Raw genomic sequence first — 16,533 nt, forward strand, 5'->3', positions numbered from 1 at the left:
GACGGAGAAGAGCGTTCATCCTCAGGTTTGCTTGAGGTCAAGTGGTGGGTGGGGCGGACCCGGGGGACGGACCGCGGGCCGGGCTCCGGGGGCGGACCGCGGGCCGGGCTCCGGGGGCGGACCGCGGGCCGGTTTGCGTCGCTCGCGCGGCGCGGGGGGTTTCCTGGGCTCAGGGGGTCGGGGCTTGAGGGGTTCGAGGGGCTCGCGGGCTCTGCGCGGTTGGTGCGGCCCGGAGGGCGCGCAGGGCCAGGGACGCCGCGCGGAGGGCGCTGGTGAACGACACCTCGGTGAGGACACCGGGTGCCGCGACCTGGTCGCCCGCCAGGAGGATGCCCTCGCCCCGGTCGATGGCCGGGCGGTCGCGCCAGGTGGTGCCGGGGTGGTCCACCGCACCCGTACGGCCGTCGGCGAGGGCCTCGCGGCGCCACAGCGTGCGGTCGCGCCACCCGGGGAAGCCCTGGTCGAGCAACCGCTCCGCGCGGGCCACGCCGTCGGCCCCGGACTGGTGCGGGGCGACCGGGAACTGGCCCTGGAGGAGCGTCTCGCCGGCCGGGGCCAGGGAGGGATCCTGGGCGGTGAACCGCTCCAGCCAGCCGGGTGCCTCCAGGTCGGAGATCACGAACGGATCGTTCCGGTGCGCCCGCAGCGCCAGGTCGAACAGCACGGTGCGGCCACTGGGCCAGGTCAGGCCCGGGTCCTTCAGGAGGCCGCGGGCGGCGTGGAGGGACGTGGCGACGATGACGGGGCCGTCGCGGTCGGGCAGGGCGTCGACGCGGGCGGAGGTCTCGACGCGTACGCCGAGGCTCCGGGCGTGGGCGGCCATCCGGTCGATGACCGCGCCCCAGCCGCCGCGCGGGTAGTGGGCCTCGGGCGGCAGCGCGGTGGCCCGGCGCAGCCGCTCCTGCACGAAGCGGGCGGAGAGCGAGCCGGGGTCGTGGTGGAACAGCGCGACGGCCGCGTAGTGGGCGGCGGCGACGGCGGCGGGCTCCGGCACCCGGGTTCGCGCCCAGGTGGCGAAGTCGGTGTCGACCGGGGCCCGTTCGGGCCTGCACCGGGCCAGGCGGAGCATGCCGAGGGGCGGCGTACGGCGCAGTTCGCCGTGCAGGTGGAAGCGGAAGCGGGCGCCCTCGCGGGGCGGGACGGCCGCCATCGGCCCGAGTAGACCGCGCCGCCGGAGCCAGGCCCAGTGCGGGCCGCGGCGGTAGAGGGCGTGCGGGCCCTCGTTGGTCCGGTACGGCCCTTCGGCGGTGCGGGCCCGCCCGCCGAGAGTGCGGTGGGCCTCGTGGAGGGTGACATCGGCACCGGCCTCGGCGGCGGTGATGGCGGCCGTGAGGCCGGCGAAGCCGCCGCCGACGACGGTGATGCGGGTGGGCATGGCGTCTCTCCCGGTGGGTGCGGGGGCGCTCGTCCTGGGCGCCTCGTCACAGGGAGGACGGGTGGAGGGGCGTGCGGTGTGACATCGCGGTGGGGGGAAGGGGTGGGGGGCGTGGCTGGTGCGGGTGCCGGGGACGGGCCCCTCCGGGCTCGTCCCGTCGGGGCCGGCGGCCTCACGCCCTGGCCGGGGATCCCCCGCCACGCCGCCGATCCCCGCGGCGACGCTCCTGTACGGCCCCGGCCCGGACGCCGGGTGGCGGTGGCACCGGTACGCCCCGGGGTGCGCCGTCCGGGGGGGTGGAAGACCTTCCGGGCGTCGTCCTGGCCGCCGCGAGGGGGCCGTCAGGGCAGGCGCGGGAAGCGCGACTGGAGGGTCCAGATCGCCGGGTTGTCCGCCAGGCCCTCGTGCATGTCCGTGAGGTCGGCGATCAGGTCGTGGAGGAAGTCGCGGGCCTCCCGGCGCAGCGCCGTGTGGCCGAACGTGAGCGGCGGTTCCTCGGCCGGCATCCAGTCGGCCTCGATGTCCACCCACCCGAAGCGGCGCTCGAAGAGCATCCGGTCCGTGGACTCGGTGAAGTCCAGCTCCGCGTACTGCGGCCGGGAGGACCGGCTGCCGCGCGGGTCGCGGTCGAGCCGCTCGACGATGTCGCACAGCGCCCACGCGAAGTCGAGCACGGGCACCCATCCCCAGGCTGTGGACACCTCGCGGTCGGCCTTGGTGTCGGCGATGTACACGTCACCGCAGAACAGGTCGTGCCGCAGCGCGTGGACGTCCGCGTGGCGGTAGTCCGTCTGCGGCGGGTCCGGGAAGCGGCGGGAGAGGGAGTAGCCGATGTCGAGCACGTACTCGATGGTGTCACGGCCGAGCGTGCGCTCACACGTGCGCGTGAACGGCACCCGACCTCCCGGACGAGAAGCGGCCTACGCCGGGAACGTCGGGGGAGGGCTACGGCGCCAAGGCCGCGTACAAGCCGGGCGAGGTGGTCCCGCTGCCCGAGCCGCTGGGGTTCGGCCTCGACACCGGCCGGTTCCGGGCGTCACGGCAGCAGGCGCTGCTCCTTGGCGACGGCCACCGCGCCCGCGCGGGTGTCGACGCCGAGCTTAGTGTAGATGCGGCCCAGGTGGGTCTTGACCGTCGCCTCGCTGATGAACAGCGCGCGGGCGATCTCGCGGTTGCCCAGCCCACGGGCGAGCTGGCCGAGGATGTCCCGCTCCCGGTCCGTGAGGGCGGGGGCGGGCGCGGAGGCGGCGCGGCGGGCGACCGGGGCCGACAGGGCGGTCCGGCCCTCGGCGGCGGCGTGGATGGCGGCGAACAGTTCCTCCGGCCGCTCGGCCTTCAGGAGGTAGCCGGTCGCGCCCGCGCCGATCGCCCGGGTGACGTCGGCGTCCGTGTCGTAGGTGGTGAGGACCAGGACGCGGACGCCGGGGGAGGCGATGCGCCGGGTGGCCTCCACGCCGTCGATGCCGGGGCCCAGCTGGAGGTCCATCAGGACGACGTCCGGCTTCAGCTTGGCGGCCGTCGCGACGGCCTCCTCACCGCTGCCCGCCTCGCCGACGACCTCGATGCCGGGCGCGCTGCCGAGGAGCGCGAGGAGCCCGGCGCGTACGACGGCGTGGTCGTCGCAGAGCAGGACGCGGATCACCGGGGTTCCTCCAGGGGGACCGCCACGGACAGGACCGTGCCCTCGCCGGGCGCGGACTCGACGGTCAGGGTGCCGCCGAGCTGCTCGGCGCGGGCCCGGACGGCGGGCAGACCGTGGCCCCGGGCGCCGGGAGGCGGCACGGCCCCCGGGTCGAAGCCGCGCCCGTCGTCGGCGACGTCCAGCACCACCTGGTCGTCCAGGTAGGTGAGGGTCAGCGCGGCGGAGGTGGCGCCGGCGTGCTCCCGTACGTTGGCGAGGGCGCCCTGCGCGATCCGCAGCAGCGCCGCCCCCACCCGGTCGGGCAGCGCCACGGGCGGGCCGTCGACCCGGAAGCCGACCGGGAGGTCAGCCGACTCGCGGGCGGCGAGCGCGCGCAGCGCCTGCTCCAGGCCGCCGCCCCCGGCGAGGTCGGCGGGCGCCAGGTCGTGCACGAACCGCCTCGCCTCGGCCAGGCTGTACTCGGCGATCGAGGCGGCGGTACGGACATGGCGGCGCGCCGCCGCCGGGTCGGTGTCCCACGTGCGGTCGGCCGCCTGGAGCAGCATCCGCTGGCTGGACAGGTTCTGGGCCAGGCTGTCGTGGATCTCCATGGACAGCCGCTGCCGTTCGGCGAGGGTGCCCTCGCGGCGCTCGGTCGCGGCCAGCCGCTCAGCCTGCCGCCGGCTGTGGACGAACACGGCGGTGGCGATGGCCGCCACGGCGGGCGGGGCGACCAGCAGGTTCGGGTCGGGGGCGCCGTCCGCGAGCTGGAGCTGCGCGGCGACCACGAACACCGTGAGCAGGGCGACCAGCACGAGCGCGGCGCGCGGGCGCAGCGTACGCAGGCCGGTGTAGAACAGCGGGACGGCGCACCACGCGAAGCTCGGCGCCAGGACCACCAGCACCATCCACACCGCGACCACCGAGCCGAGCCAGGGCAGGCGGCGCGGCACGGGCAGGACGTACAGCACCGCCAGCGCCGCCGTGAGCGCCACCACCCAGGGGCCCAGCTCCAGCCAGGGGTGCCGCAGCAGGAACCGCGCCAGTGAGGCGCCCAGCAGCGCGAAGAACGCGGCGTGCATCACCCGGGCGAGCCGGCGGGCGTCGGGGTCCCGCTCCACGTCCCGGCGGGCGTCGGGGTCCCGCTCCACGTCCCGGCGGTGGCCCGGGTCCTGCTCCACGTCCAGACCTCCTCGTCACGGTCGTCCGCACCCATCCTCACCCGCGCGGCCCGGCCGGGCATCAACCGATCGGCTGACCCCCGGCGCCCCCGTCCGCCCGCACGATCGAAGACATGACGAAGCACACGAAGAACACGATGTCGCTGCGCGCCCGCCTCCTGACCGGCACCGTCGCCGCCGCCGCGCTCGGCGCCGGGACCTTCGGCGCGATCTCCGCCAACGCCGCCGAGCCGGCCCAGGCTCCCGCCGCGGTCACCGCCGACACCACCCACCCCCGCGACCTGCGGCAGTCCACGCACCTGACGATCGACGCCGCCACCCGGGCCGCCCGCGCCGCCCTGGACGCCGCCGAGAGCGAGAACCAGCGGGTCACGGTGGCCGTCGTCGACCGCGACGGCAACACGGTCGTCACCCTGCGCGGTGACGGCGCCGGACCGCAGTCCTACGAGTCGGCCGTCCGCAAGGCGTTCACCGCCGTGTCATGGAACGCGCCGACGTCGGAGCTGGTCAAGCGGCTGGAGAGCGCCCCGAACCTCAAGGACATCCCCGGCACCCTGTTCCTCGCGGGCGGCGCCCCGGTCGCCGCCAAGGGCGCGCCGATCGCCGGGATCGGAGTGGCCGGCGCGCCCAGTGGCGCCCTGGACGAGCAGTTCGCCCGGGCGGGTGTGGCCGCGCTCACCCGCTGAGGCGCCCGTTCCGCCCCTACGATCATGGAGTGGACCCACGCCGACCCCGCGCCCTCGCCGCCGTCGCCGTCCTCCTCGGTGCCACCCTCCCCGGCTGCGCCGGGGACGGAAGCGGCGGCGCGGGCGGCGGGCCGGGGGCGGCCGGCCTGGGAGACCCGTACTTCCCCCGGCTCGGCAACGGCGGCTACGACGTACGCCACTACGCCCTGACCCTGGACTACGAGCCGCGCACCGGCCGCCTCACCGGCACCGCCGACATCACGGCCCGCGCCACCCAGACCCTCGACGCCTTCAACCTCGACCTCACCGGGCTCACCGTCCACAGCGCCACCGTCGACGGTGAGCCCGCCGCCGTCCGCCGCTCGGACGGCGAGCTCACCGTGCGGCCCGCCGGTGACGTCGCCGACGGCGCCACCTTCCGCACGGTCGTGCGCTACTCCGGCGCGCCGGCCACGATCACCGACGCCGAGGGGGCGCGCGAGGGCTGGCTGCGGACCGCCGACGGGGCGGTCGCGCTGGGTGAGCCGACGGGTTCCACGGCCTGGTTCCCGGGAAACCACCACCCCTCCGACAAGGCCACGTACACGGTGACGGTCACCGTCCCCCGCGGGCTGAGCGCCGTCTCGAACGGCGAACCGGCACCGCCGCGGACCAGCGGCGACCGCACCACGTTCACCTGGCGGTCCACCGAACCGATGGCGAGCTACCTGGCGACGCTCGCCATCGGCCGGTACGACACCAGGACCTCCCGGACCCCGGACGGCATCCCCGTCCACACCGCCGCGCGCGGCAACCCCGCGCTCCTCGGCGAGATCCCGGAGCTGCTGGCCTGGGAGGCGGGGAAGTTCGGCCCGTACCCCTTCTCCTCCACGGGGGCGATCGTCGATCCGCTGATCGACGTCCAGTACGCGCTGGAGACGCAGAGCCGGCCGTTCTTCGACAAGAACACCCTGGACGCGCCGACGCTGGTGCACGAGCTCGCCCACCAGTGGTACGGCGACTCCGTCTCGCCGAAGTCGTGGCGGGACATGTGGCTGAACGAGAGCTTCGCGACGTACGCGGAGTGGCTGTACGCGGAGGAGTTCCAGGACACGCCCGTGGGCGAGAGCTTCGAGGAGGCGTTCGCCGAGCCGGGGAACTGGGCGTTCCCGCCGGCCGACCCGCCGTCGGCCGGGCACCTGTCGGATCCGCCGGTGTACTACCGGGGCGCGATGGTGCTGCACAAGGTCCGTCAGGCGGTCGGCGACGCGACCTTCTTCGCCGTCCTGCGCGGCTGGCCGGCGAGGTACCGGCACGCCAACGCCTCCACGGAGGACTTCGTCCGGTACGTGGAGGAGGTGGCCGGCGAGGACCTGACGGACCTGTGGGACGTCTGGCTGTACGGGGAGGACCGGCCTACAGGGCCTTCCGCATGACCACGCAGTCGCGGGCGAGCCGGTGGTTCCGGCGCCGGTCGACCTCCTCGTAGCCGAGGGTGGTCCAGAAGGCGACGGCGTTGGGGTTGTTGTCGAGGACGGCGAGCTTGACGCCCTTGCGGCCGACCGCGCGGAAACGCTTCTCGACGATCTCGGCCAGTTCGCGGCCGAAGCCGGCCCGGTGGTCGCGGGCGTGCACCATCAGCAGCCCGATCCACGGGTCGGGGTCGTCCGGGTCGGGGTGGTGGGCGCGGGTCACCGAGATGCCGATGACGTGCCCCGCCGAACGGGCCAGCAGCACCTCGGTGTCCGGGTGGGACAGCTCCTCGGCGAGTGACGCGGCGACCTGCTCGGGCCGGATGTCGTCGGGGTCCGGGAAGTCCCCGCTGAGCTGCTGGAACTCCCGGTTCGACGCGTACAGCTCGGTGAGCTCGGTGAGCAGCGCGCCGGGCAGCGCGCCGTCCTCGCCCACCTCCAGCGGTTCGACGATCATGCGGAAACAGTAGGGCCCCGGCGCGGTCTTCGCCGCCGGGGCCCACTGTGCGCGCGTCGGTCAGATGTTGACGCCGAAGTCGCGGGCGATGCCCTCCAGGCCGGAGGCGTAGCCCTGGCCGACGGCGCGGAACTTCCACTCGGCGCCGTTGCGGTACAGCTCGCCGAAGACCATGGCGGTCTCGGTGGCGGCGTCCTCGCTCAGGTCGTAGCGGGCGATCTCGGCGCCGCCTGCCTGGTTGATGATGCGGATGTAGGCGTTGCGGACCTGGCCGAAGTTCTGCGAGCGGGTCACCGCGTCGTAGATGGAGACCGGGAAGACGATCTTGTCGACGTCGGCGGGGAGGCCCGCGAGGTTGACGTTGATCTGCTCGTCGTCGCCGCCGCCCTCGCCGGTGCGGTTGTCACCGGTGTGGACGATGGTCTGGTCCGGGGTGGACTTGTTGTTGAAGAAGACGAAGTGGGCGTCGGAGGCGACCTTGCCGGACGCGTCGACACCGATCGCGGACGCGTCGAGGTCGAAGTCGGTACCCGTGGTGGTGCGGACGTCCCAGCCGAGGCCCACGGTGACGGCGGTCAGACCCGGCGCCTCCTTGGTCAGCGAGACGTTGCCGCCCTTGGACAGGCTTACAGCCATGAAGAGTCCCTTTCTTCGTACCTAGCGTCGTACCGGATAACGCACCGCGCGGCGCACTGGTTCCACGAACGGAAAACGGGGTGACGTGACCGTGTCCGGACAGGGACCATGGAGGGCATGTCCGGTCCCTATGTCATCCGTGGTGCGGTCTCCCTGCCGGAGGCCGAGCTCATGTGGCGTTTCTCCAGGTCGTCGGGGCCGGGCGGGCAGCACGTCAACACGAGCGACTCCCAGGTGGAGCTGCGCTTCGACCTGGCGCGCACGGAGGCGCTGCCGGCGGTCTGGAAGGAGCGGGCCCTGGAGCGGCTGGCCTCCCGGCTGGTCGGCGGGGTGGTGACCGTCCGCGCGTCGGAGCACCGCTCGCAGTGGCGCAACCGCGAGACGGCGGCGGTGCGGCTGGCGTCCCTGCTGGCCGAGGCGACGGCCCCGCCGCCGAAGCCGCGCCGCGCGACCAAGGTGCCGCGCGGGATCAACGAGCGACGCCTGCGCCAGAAGAAGCAGCGCTCGGAGACCAAGCGCGGCCGGTCGCCCCGCGACTGGTCCTGACGGCCCGCCCGCGCCCTTCGGGGTCAGGCCAGGTGGCGGTAGGCCCCGCGGAAGTAGGTGAGGGGGTCGCCGTCGCCGCCGGCCGGGAGGCCGACGGTCAGGACGCGGGCGACGACCAGCGTGTGGTCGCCCGCCTCGACGCGCTGTTCCGTGCGGCACTCCAGCGTCGCCAGGGCCCCGCCGACCAGCAGCGCGCCGCTCGCGCCGCCCCGGACGGTGGGGATGTCCGCGAACAACAGCCGGTCGCTCACCCGGCCCTTCATCGCGAACCGGCCGGCGATCTGCCGCTGTCCCCGCGCGAGGATCGAGACACCCCACAGAGGCTGCTCCGCCAGCAGGTCGTCCATGCGGGAGCCCTCGCGCAGGCTGACCAGGACCAGCGGCGGGTCCAGCGACACCGACAGGAACGCCGTCGCGGTCATGCCGATGTCCTCGCCGCGGGGGCCCTCGTCCGGGTCATGGGCCGTGACCAGCACCACGCCGGCGGCCAGCCGGGACATCGCGGCACGGAACTCGTCGTTGCTCACCCCCTCAGCATGGGGGACGGCGGGGGCGGGGAGCTGGGTCGTCGGCAACACACCGGGAACGCTAGCCCGGCCCCGGCGGTCGGCGCATCGGGCGCAGGAACCAGCCGGTGGTCCTAGGACCCGGTCCGGTTCCGGCCGCATACTGTGCGTTCACGCCACGTTCAGCGGCCGGTTACCACCGGTTCGGTCATCTTCCGCGACGAACATCATCCTTTGTGACTTGAGTCACAGAGCGCAGGTTTTGTTGACCCTGTGTACCTGGGGCACAGCTCGCTGTGATTCAGTGGCGTGACAGTGCAACACGAGCGCCGATGAGAACCCTGGAGTTGCTGTCGAGGTCTCGGGGAGAGCGAGCAATGGAGACCGAGTCGGAGCCGTACGTCCGTCTTGCGACCCTGCGGCAGCTGCATCAGGTCGTCGCCAACCTCAACACGGCCCGCAGCCTGGCCGACACACTGCAGACCGTCGCCGACGGCGTGATCGCCGGGCTCGGCTACGAACTGGCCTGCGTCAACCTCGTACGACCCGACGGTGACCTGGTCGTCGCCGCGTTCGCCGGAAGCGCCGCCGCCGAGGCGCTGATCACCGGCCGGGTCGGCTCCCGCGCGTCGTGGGAGCGCCGCCTGAGCATGGGCGAGGCGTGGGGCGAGCTCCGTTTCATACCGCACACCGAGGGCTGGGTCCTGATCGAGGACGACGTCCCGCAGTGGCACACCGACGGACCCGAGCCCCGCTTCGAGGACGAGTGGCACCCCCGCGACCGCCTCTACGCCCCGATGTACGCGTCCGGCAGCGGCCGCGAGCTCCTCGGCGTCATCTCCGTCGACCGGCCCCGCAACGGCCGCCGCCCCGGCCCCTGGGGCCAGGAGGCGCTCCAGATGTACGCCTCCCAGTCCGCCATCGCGATCAGCAACGCCCGGCTGCGCTCCAACATGCAGCGCGCCCTGGTCCGCCTGGAGCGGGAGCAGCAGGCGCTGCGCGCGAGCGAGGAGTCGTTCCGCCAGGCCTTCGAGTACGCGCCCTCCGGCATGGCCATCGCCGAGATGGGCGGCGACCAGCACGGCCGGCTCCTGCGGGCGAACGACGCGCTGTGCCGGCTCCTCGGCCGGCCCGCGTCCGTGATGCGCCGCTACTCCTTCGCCGACCTGGTGCACCCCGAGGACATCGGCACCCTGCTGCGCACCTCCGCCGAGGGCGGCCGGGCCGAGCTGCGGCTGGCCCGGCGGGACGGCAGCTACGTGTGGGTGTCGCTGCGCAACTCGGTGGTCGCCGACACCGCCGACGGGCCGCGCTTCCTGCTCACCCACGTCGAGGACATCGAGGAGCGCAAGCGGCACGAGCTCCAGCTCGCCCACCGCGCCTCGCACGACGCGCTGACCGGCCTGCCCAACAGCGCCGAACTGCGCGCCCGGCTCAGCGCCCGGCTGTGCGCCAGGCCGCACGCGGTGCGCTCGACGTCCGGGACGCACGAGGTCGACGCGTACGACAGCGGCGACTACGAGTACGGCGAGCACGCCTACCGGGGCGACGGCTTCGACTTCGGGGGCGGCGCGGAGGGCGGGGTGTACGACCCGCATGTGCACGCCGTGGCGCCCGACGGCGAGGTCGACGACGGGACGAAGGGGCTCGCGGTCCTCTTCTGCGACCTGGACGGCTTCAAGTCGATCAACGACCGGTTCGGTCACCACACCGGTGACGCGGTGCTCATCGAGGTCGCCCGGCGGCTGTCCGCCGGGGTGCGGGACGGGGACACCGTGGCCCGGCTCGGGGGTGACGAGTTCGTCGTCCTGGCCGACGGGCTCGGTGCCGCCGACGCCGCCGACCTGGCCGTACGGCTGCGCAACGCGATCATTCCGCCGATCCGCGTGGACGGGCGCGCGGTGCGGGTGGGCGCCAGTTTCGGCATCGGATGGGCGGAGTGCGGAATGTCCGTCGAAGAGGTGCTGAACTCCGCTGACCAGCGGATGTACATCGAGAAGCGCTCCCGCTCGAAGGTTCACCGCCGGGCGGGGTAGGCCGTTCGGGGTAGGCTCGCCCGGTCGGTGACCGCTGGCGAGCAGGGAATGAGGAGTGACCAGGGATGGCTGCCGGTAACAACGGCGCGAGCACGCCCGAGGACGACGATCCGTTCGGCTACCTGTACGCGGACGGACAGACGGCGGGCGCGCAGGCGCCGCGTCAGGGCGGCGGCTACGGCTACCCGGGTCCGGCCGCTCAGCCCGGCGTGCCCAGAACGTCGTACAACCAGGTCAGGGCGGTCGGCGAGCGCCAGTACGGCGGTGGTGGCGGCCAGGTGCCGCAGGCCCAGTACCAGTACCAGCAGCAGTACGCCCAGCCGAGCCCGCAGTACGCGGCCCCCGAGACCTTCCCCGGCGCCGACCGCACCCGCCCGGTGCCGCCGGTCCAGCCCCCGCAGCGCGGCGGCCCCAACACCAGGGGGCTGCTGCTCGGGGCGATCGCGGTCGTCCTGGTCGTGGTGATCGGCATCACCGTCGCCGTCCTGACGAACACCAAGGACGACGCCAGGGACGACAAGGCCGGCCCCACGGCGCCCGCGACGCAGGTCCAGCAGTCCCCGTCGCCGAAGCCCTCGCAGTCCGCGCAGGAGCCGGTGGAGCTGCCCAAGCAGGACGCGGCGACGCTCCGCCTGGGCGGACCGGCCCGGCTGGGCACGGACGTCAAGGGCGCCAAGGGCGCCGACGGGGCGTACGTCATGTTCAACGGCACCGGCGGCTCCGCGAGCTGGACCGTGGAGGTCCCGGAGGACGGGTCCTACACGCTGTTCCTGAGCTACAGCGTGCCGGGCAAGGACGCGAACGCGACCCTGTCCGTCAACGGCGGGTCGCCGCGTGAGATCCGGATGAAGAACTTCGCCCACGCGGCGGAGGGCGACTGGGAGAAGGGGTGGACGTACACCTACTCCTACGCCGAGCTGAAGAAGGGCTCGAACACGATGACGATGTCGTGCGAGCCGGGCAACCAGTGCGAGGCGTACCTCGACCAGGTCTGGTTGCAGCAGGGGCAGGTCAAGGGCTGACCACCGTCAGGAAGTGCGCCACCGTCCCCGTCATCGCCTCGCGAGCGGGGACGAGGTATTTCCTGGGGTCGACGGTGTCTGGGTGGTCGGCGAGGTAGGCGCGGATCGCGCCGGTGAACGCGGTGTTCAGGGCCGTACCGATGTTGATCTTCGTCATGCCGGCGGCGATCGCGGCGCGGAGTTCGTCGTCCGGGACGCCGGACGAGCCGTGGAGGACCAGCGGTACGGGGACGGCGTCGCGCAGGGCGGTGATCAGGGCGTGGTCGAGGGTCGCCGTGCGGCGTGTCATCGCGTGGGTGGAGCCGACCGCTACGGCGAGGGCGTCGACGCCGGTGTCCGCGATGTACGCGGCGGCTTCCGCCGGGTCCGTGCGGACGCCGGGGGTGTGGGCGTCCCGCGGCGGTTCGCCGTCCTTGCCGCCGATCCGGCCCAGCTCGGCCTCGACCCACAGGCCCCGCTCGTGGCCCCAGCGCACGGCGTCGGCGGTCGCCTTGACGTTGTCGCCGTAGTTGAGGCCCGACGCGTCGAACATCACGGAGCTGAACCCCTCGGTGTGCGCGCCGCGCAGCAGGCCCGGCGAGACGACGTGGTCGAGGTGCAGGCCCAGCGGCGCGGTGGACGCGCGGGCGACGGCGGCCGCCGCGGCGGCGACGGCGGACAGGTCGCCGCCGTGGAACCGCACGGCGTTCTCGGAGATCTGGAGGATCGCGGGCCGTCCCACCCGTTCGGCGCCGGCCGCGATCGCCTCGGCGTGCTCCAGCGTGATGACGTTGAACGCGGCGACGGCGTCGTCCGCGGACCGGGCCCGGGCGATCAGTTCGCCGGTGGGAACGAGGGGCATGTGCGTACCTCCGTCAAGCGGCCGTGGCGTGCTCCGTCACCGTGATCCGGGACAGCAGTTCCCGGTACGTCGTCATGTCGAACTCGCCCGCCGCGGGCGCCAGCACCGTGGCCGTCGACAGGGCCACCGCCCGCGCCAGCCGGTCCGGCCAGGGCAGGCCCTCGACGAGGCCGGACAGCAGGCCCGCCACCGCCGAGTCGCCCGCGCCGGTCGGGTTGCCCTTCACCGCCCCGGGCGGCGCGGCCTGCCAGACGCCGTCCGGGGTCACCGCGAGCAGGCCGTCCGGCCCGAGCGAGGCGACCACGGCGTGGGCGCCCCGGCGGCGGGCGTCTCGGGTGGCGCGCAGCGGCTCGCGGGCGCCGGTGAGCCGGGCGAGCTCGTCGGCGTTGGGTTTGACCAGGTCGGGGCGGGCGGCGACGCCCCGGCGCAGCGGTTCGCCGCTGGTGTCCAGCACCACCGGGACCGAAGCGGCCCGGGCGCGGCGCACCAGGTCCGCGTAGGCCCCGACGTGGATGCCGGGCGGCAGGCTGCCGCACAGGGCGACGGCGTCGGCCTCGCGCACCAGCTCGTCGTAGGCGGCGAGGAAGGCCGTCCACTGGGCGGGCGTGAGCGTGGGGCCGGGTTCGTTGAGCTGGGTGGTGTCGCCGGTCGAGGTGTCCACGACGGCCACGGTGCGGCGGGTGGTGCCGGCGACCGGGACGAGCGCGTCGCGCACGGGCAGGGGCGCCAGCAGTTCGCGCAGGACGGCGCCGGTGGGGCCCCCGGCGAAGCCGGTGACCACGGTGTCGTGGCCGAGGGCGGCGAGGACCCGGGCGACGTTGACGCCCTTGCCGCCGGGCCGCTCGGCGACGTCGGTGACGCGATGCGAGGCGTGCGGGGTGAGGGCGTCGACGCGGTAGGTGATGTCGAGCGCGGTGTTGAGCGTGACCGTCAGGATCACCCGTGCCACCCCCGAGGAGTTCGCGCCTGCTTCCGCCTCTTGCTTCCGCTTCCGGGCCTTGATCATGCCAAACCGGAGGCGGTTGGCCCAGTCCCCGGGCCCCGCCGCCGCGCGACGGCTCCCGAGGGCGTCAGCCCGATCGCGGCCCGCTGACCCATTCGCCCCTGCGCATGACGCCCACCAGGGTGAAGCCCGCGTCCAGGACCACCAGGTCGGCGCGCTTGCCGGGTTCCAGGGAGCCGACCTCGTCGTACACGCCGAGCAGTTTCGCCGGGTTGGCGGAGACGGCGCGCACGATGGACTCGACGGGCAGCCGGTCGATGGTGGCCGCCCGCTTGAACGCGGTGTCGAGCGTGAGGGTGGAGCCCGCGATCGAGCCGCCCTTGGCCAGTCGCGCGACGCCCTCGCGGACCTCCACCTCCAGCGGGCCGAGGTGGTAGACGCCGTCGCCGAAGCCCGCCGCGTCCATGGCGTCCGTGATGAACGCCACCCGGTCCGGGCCCGCGTGCCGGAACGCCAGTTCCAGGGCGGCCGGGTGCAGGTGCGTGCCGTCGTTGATCAGTTCGACGGTGACCCGCTCGTCCTCCAGCAGCGCGGCGATCGGCCCCGGTGCGCGGTGGCCCAGGGCGGGCATCGCGTTGAAGAGGTGGGTGGCGACGGTGGCGCCCGCGTCGATGGCCGCGACCGTCTGCTCGTAGGTGGCGTCCGTGTGCCCGATCGCGGCGATGACGCCGTGCTCGGCCAGCAGGCGTACGGAGTCGAGGCCGCCGGGCAGCTCGGTGGCGAGGGTGACCATCCGGGCGTGGCCGCGCGCCGCGTCGAGGAGCTTGCGCACCTCGGCCGGGTCCGGGTCGCGCAGCAGGTCCTCGCTGTGGGCGCCCTTGCGGCAGGGGGAGATGAACGGGCCCTCGAAGTGGACGCCGGCGATGTCGCCCTGCTCGGCGAGCTCGGACAGCTCCCCGGCGCGGTGCGCGAGGAAGTCCATCTCGCCGGTGACGGTGGAGGCGACGACGGTGGTGGTGCCGTGCAGCCGGTGCGTGTGGACGCCCTTGAGGACCTCCTCCACGGTGCCGGAGGTGAAGGACGCACCGCCGCCGCCGTGGTTGTGCATGTCGACGAAGCCGGGCACGACCCAGTGCCCGGAGAGGTCGGTGACCGGGGCGTCCGCCGGGGCGTGGCCCGCGATACGGCCGCCTTCGACGATCACCCGCCCGTTGTCCACGATCCCGGTCGGCAGCACCACGCGGGCGCCGGCGAGAACCTTGTGATCGGCCATCAGGCGGATACCTCCGAACTGGCGAGTAGGTCCCAGGCGAGGAGGCCCGCGCCCAGGCATCCGGCGGTGTCCCCGAGGGCCGCCGGCACGATGGCGGGCAGTTTCTGGAACGTCACGCGCTCCTCGACGGCCGCCCGAAGGGGTGTGAACAACGTTTCCCCGGCCTCGGCGAGACCGCCACCGATGATGAGCGTGCGGGGGTCCAGCAGGGTGAGCGCGGTGACCAGCCCGTCGGCGAGCGCGTCGACGGCGTCCTGCCACACCCGGACGGCCCGCTCGTCGCCGGACGCCACCGCCTTGGCGCAGTCCGCCGCGTCCGCCTCCGGGTCGCCGCTCGCCGCCGCCCAGGCCCGGGACACGGCGGAGGCCGAGGCGAGCGTCTCCAGGCAGCCGTGCCGGCCGCAGCCGCAGGCCGGCCCGCCGGGGCGCACCACGATGTGGCCGATCTCGCCGGCGTACCCGTGGGCGCCCGCCTCGATGGCGCCGCCGATGCCGATGGCGCCCGCGATGCCGGTACCGAGAGGTACGAACAGGAACCGGTCGGCGCCCCGGCCGGCGCCGACGCGCCCCTCGGCGAGCCCCCCGGTGCGGACGTCGTGCCCGAGGGCGACCGGCAGGCCGCCGAGCCGCTCGGCGAGCAGGGCGCGCAGCGGGACGTCGCGCCAGCCGAGGTTGGCGGCGTACACCGCGAGGCCCCGGTCCGGGTCGACGATGCCGGGCACGGCGACACCGGCGGCGACGGCACCGGTGCCGTACCGCTCGCGGCCGTGGGCGTGCAGCTCGGCGGCGAAGCCGAGGATGTCCTCCACGACCGCGTCGGGGCCGCGCTCGCGGCCGGTCGCGCGGCGCGCCTCGTACAGCAGGGCCCCGTCGGCTCCGACCAGGGCGGCCTTCATCCCGGTGCCGCCCACATCGAGGGCGATGACGTGTCTCACGGAAGACAGTGTCGCTCGTGAACCCGTGAAAGGTCTAGTCCACTCGCGTGGATTGTTGTCCGCGCATACAAAATGCCGATAAGCGGACCGGCGTGCGCCCGGACGGGGCGGCGGGCGCTACGAGGACAGGATCACGCTGCGCGTCAGGTTGCGCGGCCGGTCCGGGTCGAACCCCCTGGCCTCCGCGACCGCCACCGCCAGCCGCTGCGCCCGCACCAGGTCCGCCATCGGGTCCGCCGACGGGTGCGCCCGCAGCGTCCCGCCGACCCGTGCCACGTCCCCCGCCAGCCCCTCCGGAACGTCGCCGAAGACCCAGGTCACCCGCCCCGGACCGGTGATCGAGATGGGACCGTGCCGGTACTCCATCGCGGGGTACGCCTCCGTCCACGCCCCCGCCGCCTCCCGCATCTTCAGCCCCGCCTCCAGGGCCAGCCCGTACGTCCACCCCCGGCCCAGGAACGTCCACTGCTCCGCCCCCGTCAAGGCCCCCGGCAACGGCTCCGCCAGCGCCTCCTCGGCGTCGGCCGCCGCCTCGGCCACCGTCTTCAGCCCCGGCACGTCGCCCAGGGCCGCCCGCAGGAACGCCAGCGCCGTCGTGGCGAACCGGGTCTGCACCACCGACTCCTCGTCCGCCCAGTCGAGCGCCACGACCGCGTCCGCCGCGTCCCGCACCGGCGTCTCCGGGGCGCCCGTCAGCGCCACCGTCGGCACCCCCCGGCCGCGCAGCGCGCCCAGCAGGTCCAGCACCTCCGTGGTCGTACCCGAACGGGTGATCGCGACGACCCGGTCGTACGAACGGGACGTCGGGAACTCCGACGACGGGTACGCGTCCGTCTCGCCCTGTCCCGCCGCCTCGCGCAGCGCCGCGTACGCGATGGCCATGAACCACGACGTCCCGCAGCCGGTCACGGCGACCCGCTCGCCGGGCCGCGGCAGTCCCTCTCCGGACGACGCGGCCGCGTCGGCGGCGCGGCGCCAGCAGGCGGGCTGGGTGGCGATCTCTGCTGCGGTACGTGACATGCGC

17 protein-coding genes are annotated in these 16,533 nt (G+C 74.5%); 5 read left to right on the forward strand and 12 right to left on the reverse strand.

The annotated features are described in order from the left end of the window. Positions 1-169: 169 nt before the first annotated feature. From IE109_RS08935 to IE109_RS08950, 4 genes are all read right to left on the reverse strand, one after another. Entirely contained in the window at positions 170-1,375 is a 1,206-nt protein-coding gene (locus IE109_RS08935) for an FAD-dependent oxidoreductase (protein WP_189550242.1), read from the reverse strand. 341 nt (positions 1,376-1,716) lie between these two features. Beyond that, on the reverse strand, positions 1,717-2,217 hold the full coding sequence (locus IE109_RS08940; RefSeq protein WP_189550553.1) for a hypothetical protein: 501 nt from the start codon (positions 2,215-2,217) through the stop codon (positions 1,717-1,719). Between the two features lie 194 nt (positions 2,218-2,411). Then, positions 2,412-3,017: a response regulator gene (locus IE109_RS08945; protein ID WP_189550243.1), complete on the reverse strand. Its 606-nt coding sequence runs from the start codon at positions 3,015-3,017 to the stop codon at positions 2,412-2,414. After that, positions 3,014-4,078, reverse strand: coding sequence for a sensor histidine kinase (locus IE109_RS08950; RefSeq protein WP_189550555.1), 1,065 nt, complete (start codon positions 4,076-4,078; stop codon positions 3,014-3,016). Before IE109_RS08950 ends, IE109_RS08945 begins: the two co-directional genes overlap by 4 nt. Positions 4,079-4,290: 212 nt before the next feature. Here IE109_RS08950 and IE109_RS08955 point away from each other — a divergent pair, with 212 nt between their 5' ends. Together IE109_RS08955 and IE109_RS08960 are read left to right on the forward strand one after the other, a co-directional pair. Then, positions 4,291-4,863 (forward strand): GlcG/HbpS family heme-binding protein, encoded by a 573-nt coding sequence (locus IE109_RS08955; RefSeq protein WP_229890799.1) that lies wholly within the window; start codon positions 4,291-4,293, stop codon positions 4,861-4,863. A gap of 29 nt (positions 4,864-4,892) precedes the next feature. After that, entirely contained in the window at positions 4,893-6,278 is a 1,386-nt protein-coding gene (locus IE109_RS08960) for a M1 family metallopeptidase (RefSeq protein WP_189550244.1), read from the forward strand. On the opposite strand, the gene IE109_RS08965 is transcribed toward IE109_RS08960, so the two are convergent. Together IE109_RS08965 and IE109_RS08970 are read right to left on the reverse strand one after the other, a co-directional pair. After that, the gene (locus tag IE109_RS08965; RefSeq protein ID WP_189550245.1) at positions 6,259-6,771 is read right to left on the reverse strand and encodes a GNAT family N-acetyltransferase; all 513 of its coding nucleotides are present in this window, start codon (positions 6,769-6,771) and stop codon (positions 6,259-6,261) included. The genes IE109_RS08960 and IE109_RS08965 overlap by 20 nt on opposite strands. Positions 6,772-6,831: 60 nt before the next feature. Beyond that, entirely contained in the window at positions 6,832-7,407 is a 576-nt protein-coding gene (locus IE109_RS08970) for a TerD family protein (RefSeq protein ID WP_189550246.1), read from the reverse strand. 108 nt (positions 7,408-7,515) lie between these two features. Here IE109_RS08970 and arfB point away from each other — a divergent pair, with 108 nt between their 5' ends. Continuing rightward, entirely contained in the window at positions 7,516-7,953 is a 438-nt protein-coding gene (arfB, locus tag IE109_RS08975; protein WP_189550247.1) for an alternative ribosome rescue aminoacyl-tRNA hydrolase ArfB, read from the forward strand. 23 nt (positions 7,954-7,976) lie between these two features. Here arfB and IE109_RS08980 read toward each other — a convergent pair whose 3' ends face one another. Beyond that, positions 7,977-8,621, reverse strand: coding sequence for a flavin reductase family protein (locus tag IE109_RS08980; RefSeq protein WP_189550248.1), 645 nt, complete (start codon positions 8,619-8,621; stop codon positions 7,977-7,979). 215 nt (positions 8,622-8,836) lie between these two features. Between IE109_RS08980 and cdgB the strand changes: the two genes are divergently transcribed. Together cdgB and IE109_RS08990 are read left to right on the forward strand one after the other, a co-directional pair. Beyond that, positions 8,837-10,495: a diguanylate cyclase CdgB gene (gene cdgB / locus IE109_RS08985; protein ID WP_189550249.1), complete on the forward strand. Its 1,659-nt coding sequence runs from the start codon at positions 8,837-8,839 to the stop codon at positions 10,493-10,495. Positions 10,496-10,560: 65 nt separating this feature from the next. Continuing rightward, positions 10,561-11,517 carry a carbohydrate-binding protein gene (locus IE109_RS08990; protein WP_189550250.1) on the forward strand — a complete coding sequence of 319 codons (957 nt, stop codon included), beginning with the start codon at positions 10,561-10,563 and terminating at the stop codon, positions 11,515-11,517. Here IE109_RS08990 and IE109_RS08995 read toward each other — a convergent pair. From IE109_RS08995 to IE109_RS09015, 5 genes are all read right to left on the reverse strand, one after another. Then, positions 11,507-12,358, reverse strand: a complete 852-nt coding sequence (locus IE109_RS08995; protein ID WP_189550251.1) for a class II fructose-bisphosphate aldolase — start codon at positions 12,356-12,358, stop codon at positions 11,507-11,509. The genes IE109_RS08990 and IE109_RS08995 overlap by 11 nt on opposite strands. Positions 12,359-12,371: 13 nt before the next feature. After that, complete coding sequence (locus tag IE109_RS09000; protein WP_189550252.1) at positions 12,372-13,298, reverse strand: 1-phosphofructokinase family hexose kinase; 927 nt, start codon at positions 13,296-13,298, stop codon at positions 12,372-12,374. A 130-nt stretch (positions 13,299-13,428) separates the two neighbouring features. Then, positions 13,429-14,574, reverse strand: coding sequence for an N-acetylglucosamine-6-phosphate deacetylase (gene nagA / locus IE109_RS09005; protein WP_189550253.1), 1,146 nt, complete (start codon positions 14,572-14,574; stop codon positions 13,429-13,431). Then, positions 14,574-15,509, reverse strand: a complete 936-nt coding sequence (locus IE109_RS09010) for an ROK family protein (RefSeq protein WP_189550254.1) — start codon at positions 15,507-15,509, stop codon at positions 14,574-14,576. The genes nagA and IE109_RS09010 overlap by 1 nt, the downstream gene beginning before the upstream one ends. Before the next feature lie 117 nt (positions 15,510-15,626). Continuing rightward, the gene (locus IE109_RS09015; RefSeq protein ID WP_189550255.1) at positions 15,627-16,529 is read right to left on the reverse strand and encodes an SIS domain-containing protein; all 903 of its coding nucleotides are present in this window, start codon (positions 16,527-16,529) and stop codon (positions 15,627-15,629) included. Positions 16,530-16,533: the final 4 nt, after the last annotated feature.

Origin of the sequence: Streptomyces lavendofoliae, assembly GCF_014649735.1 — a bacterium.
Taxonomy (GTDB): Bacteria; Actinomycetota; Actinomycetes; order Streptomycetales; family Streptomycetaceae; genus Streptomyces; species Streptomyces lavendofoliae.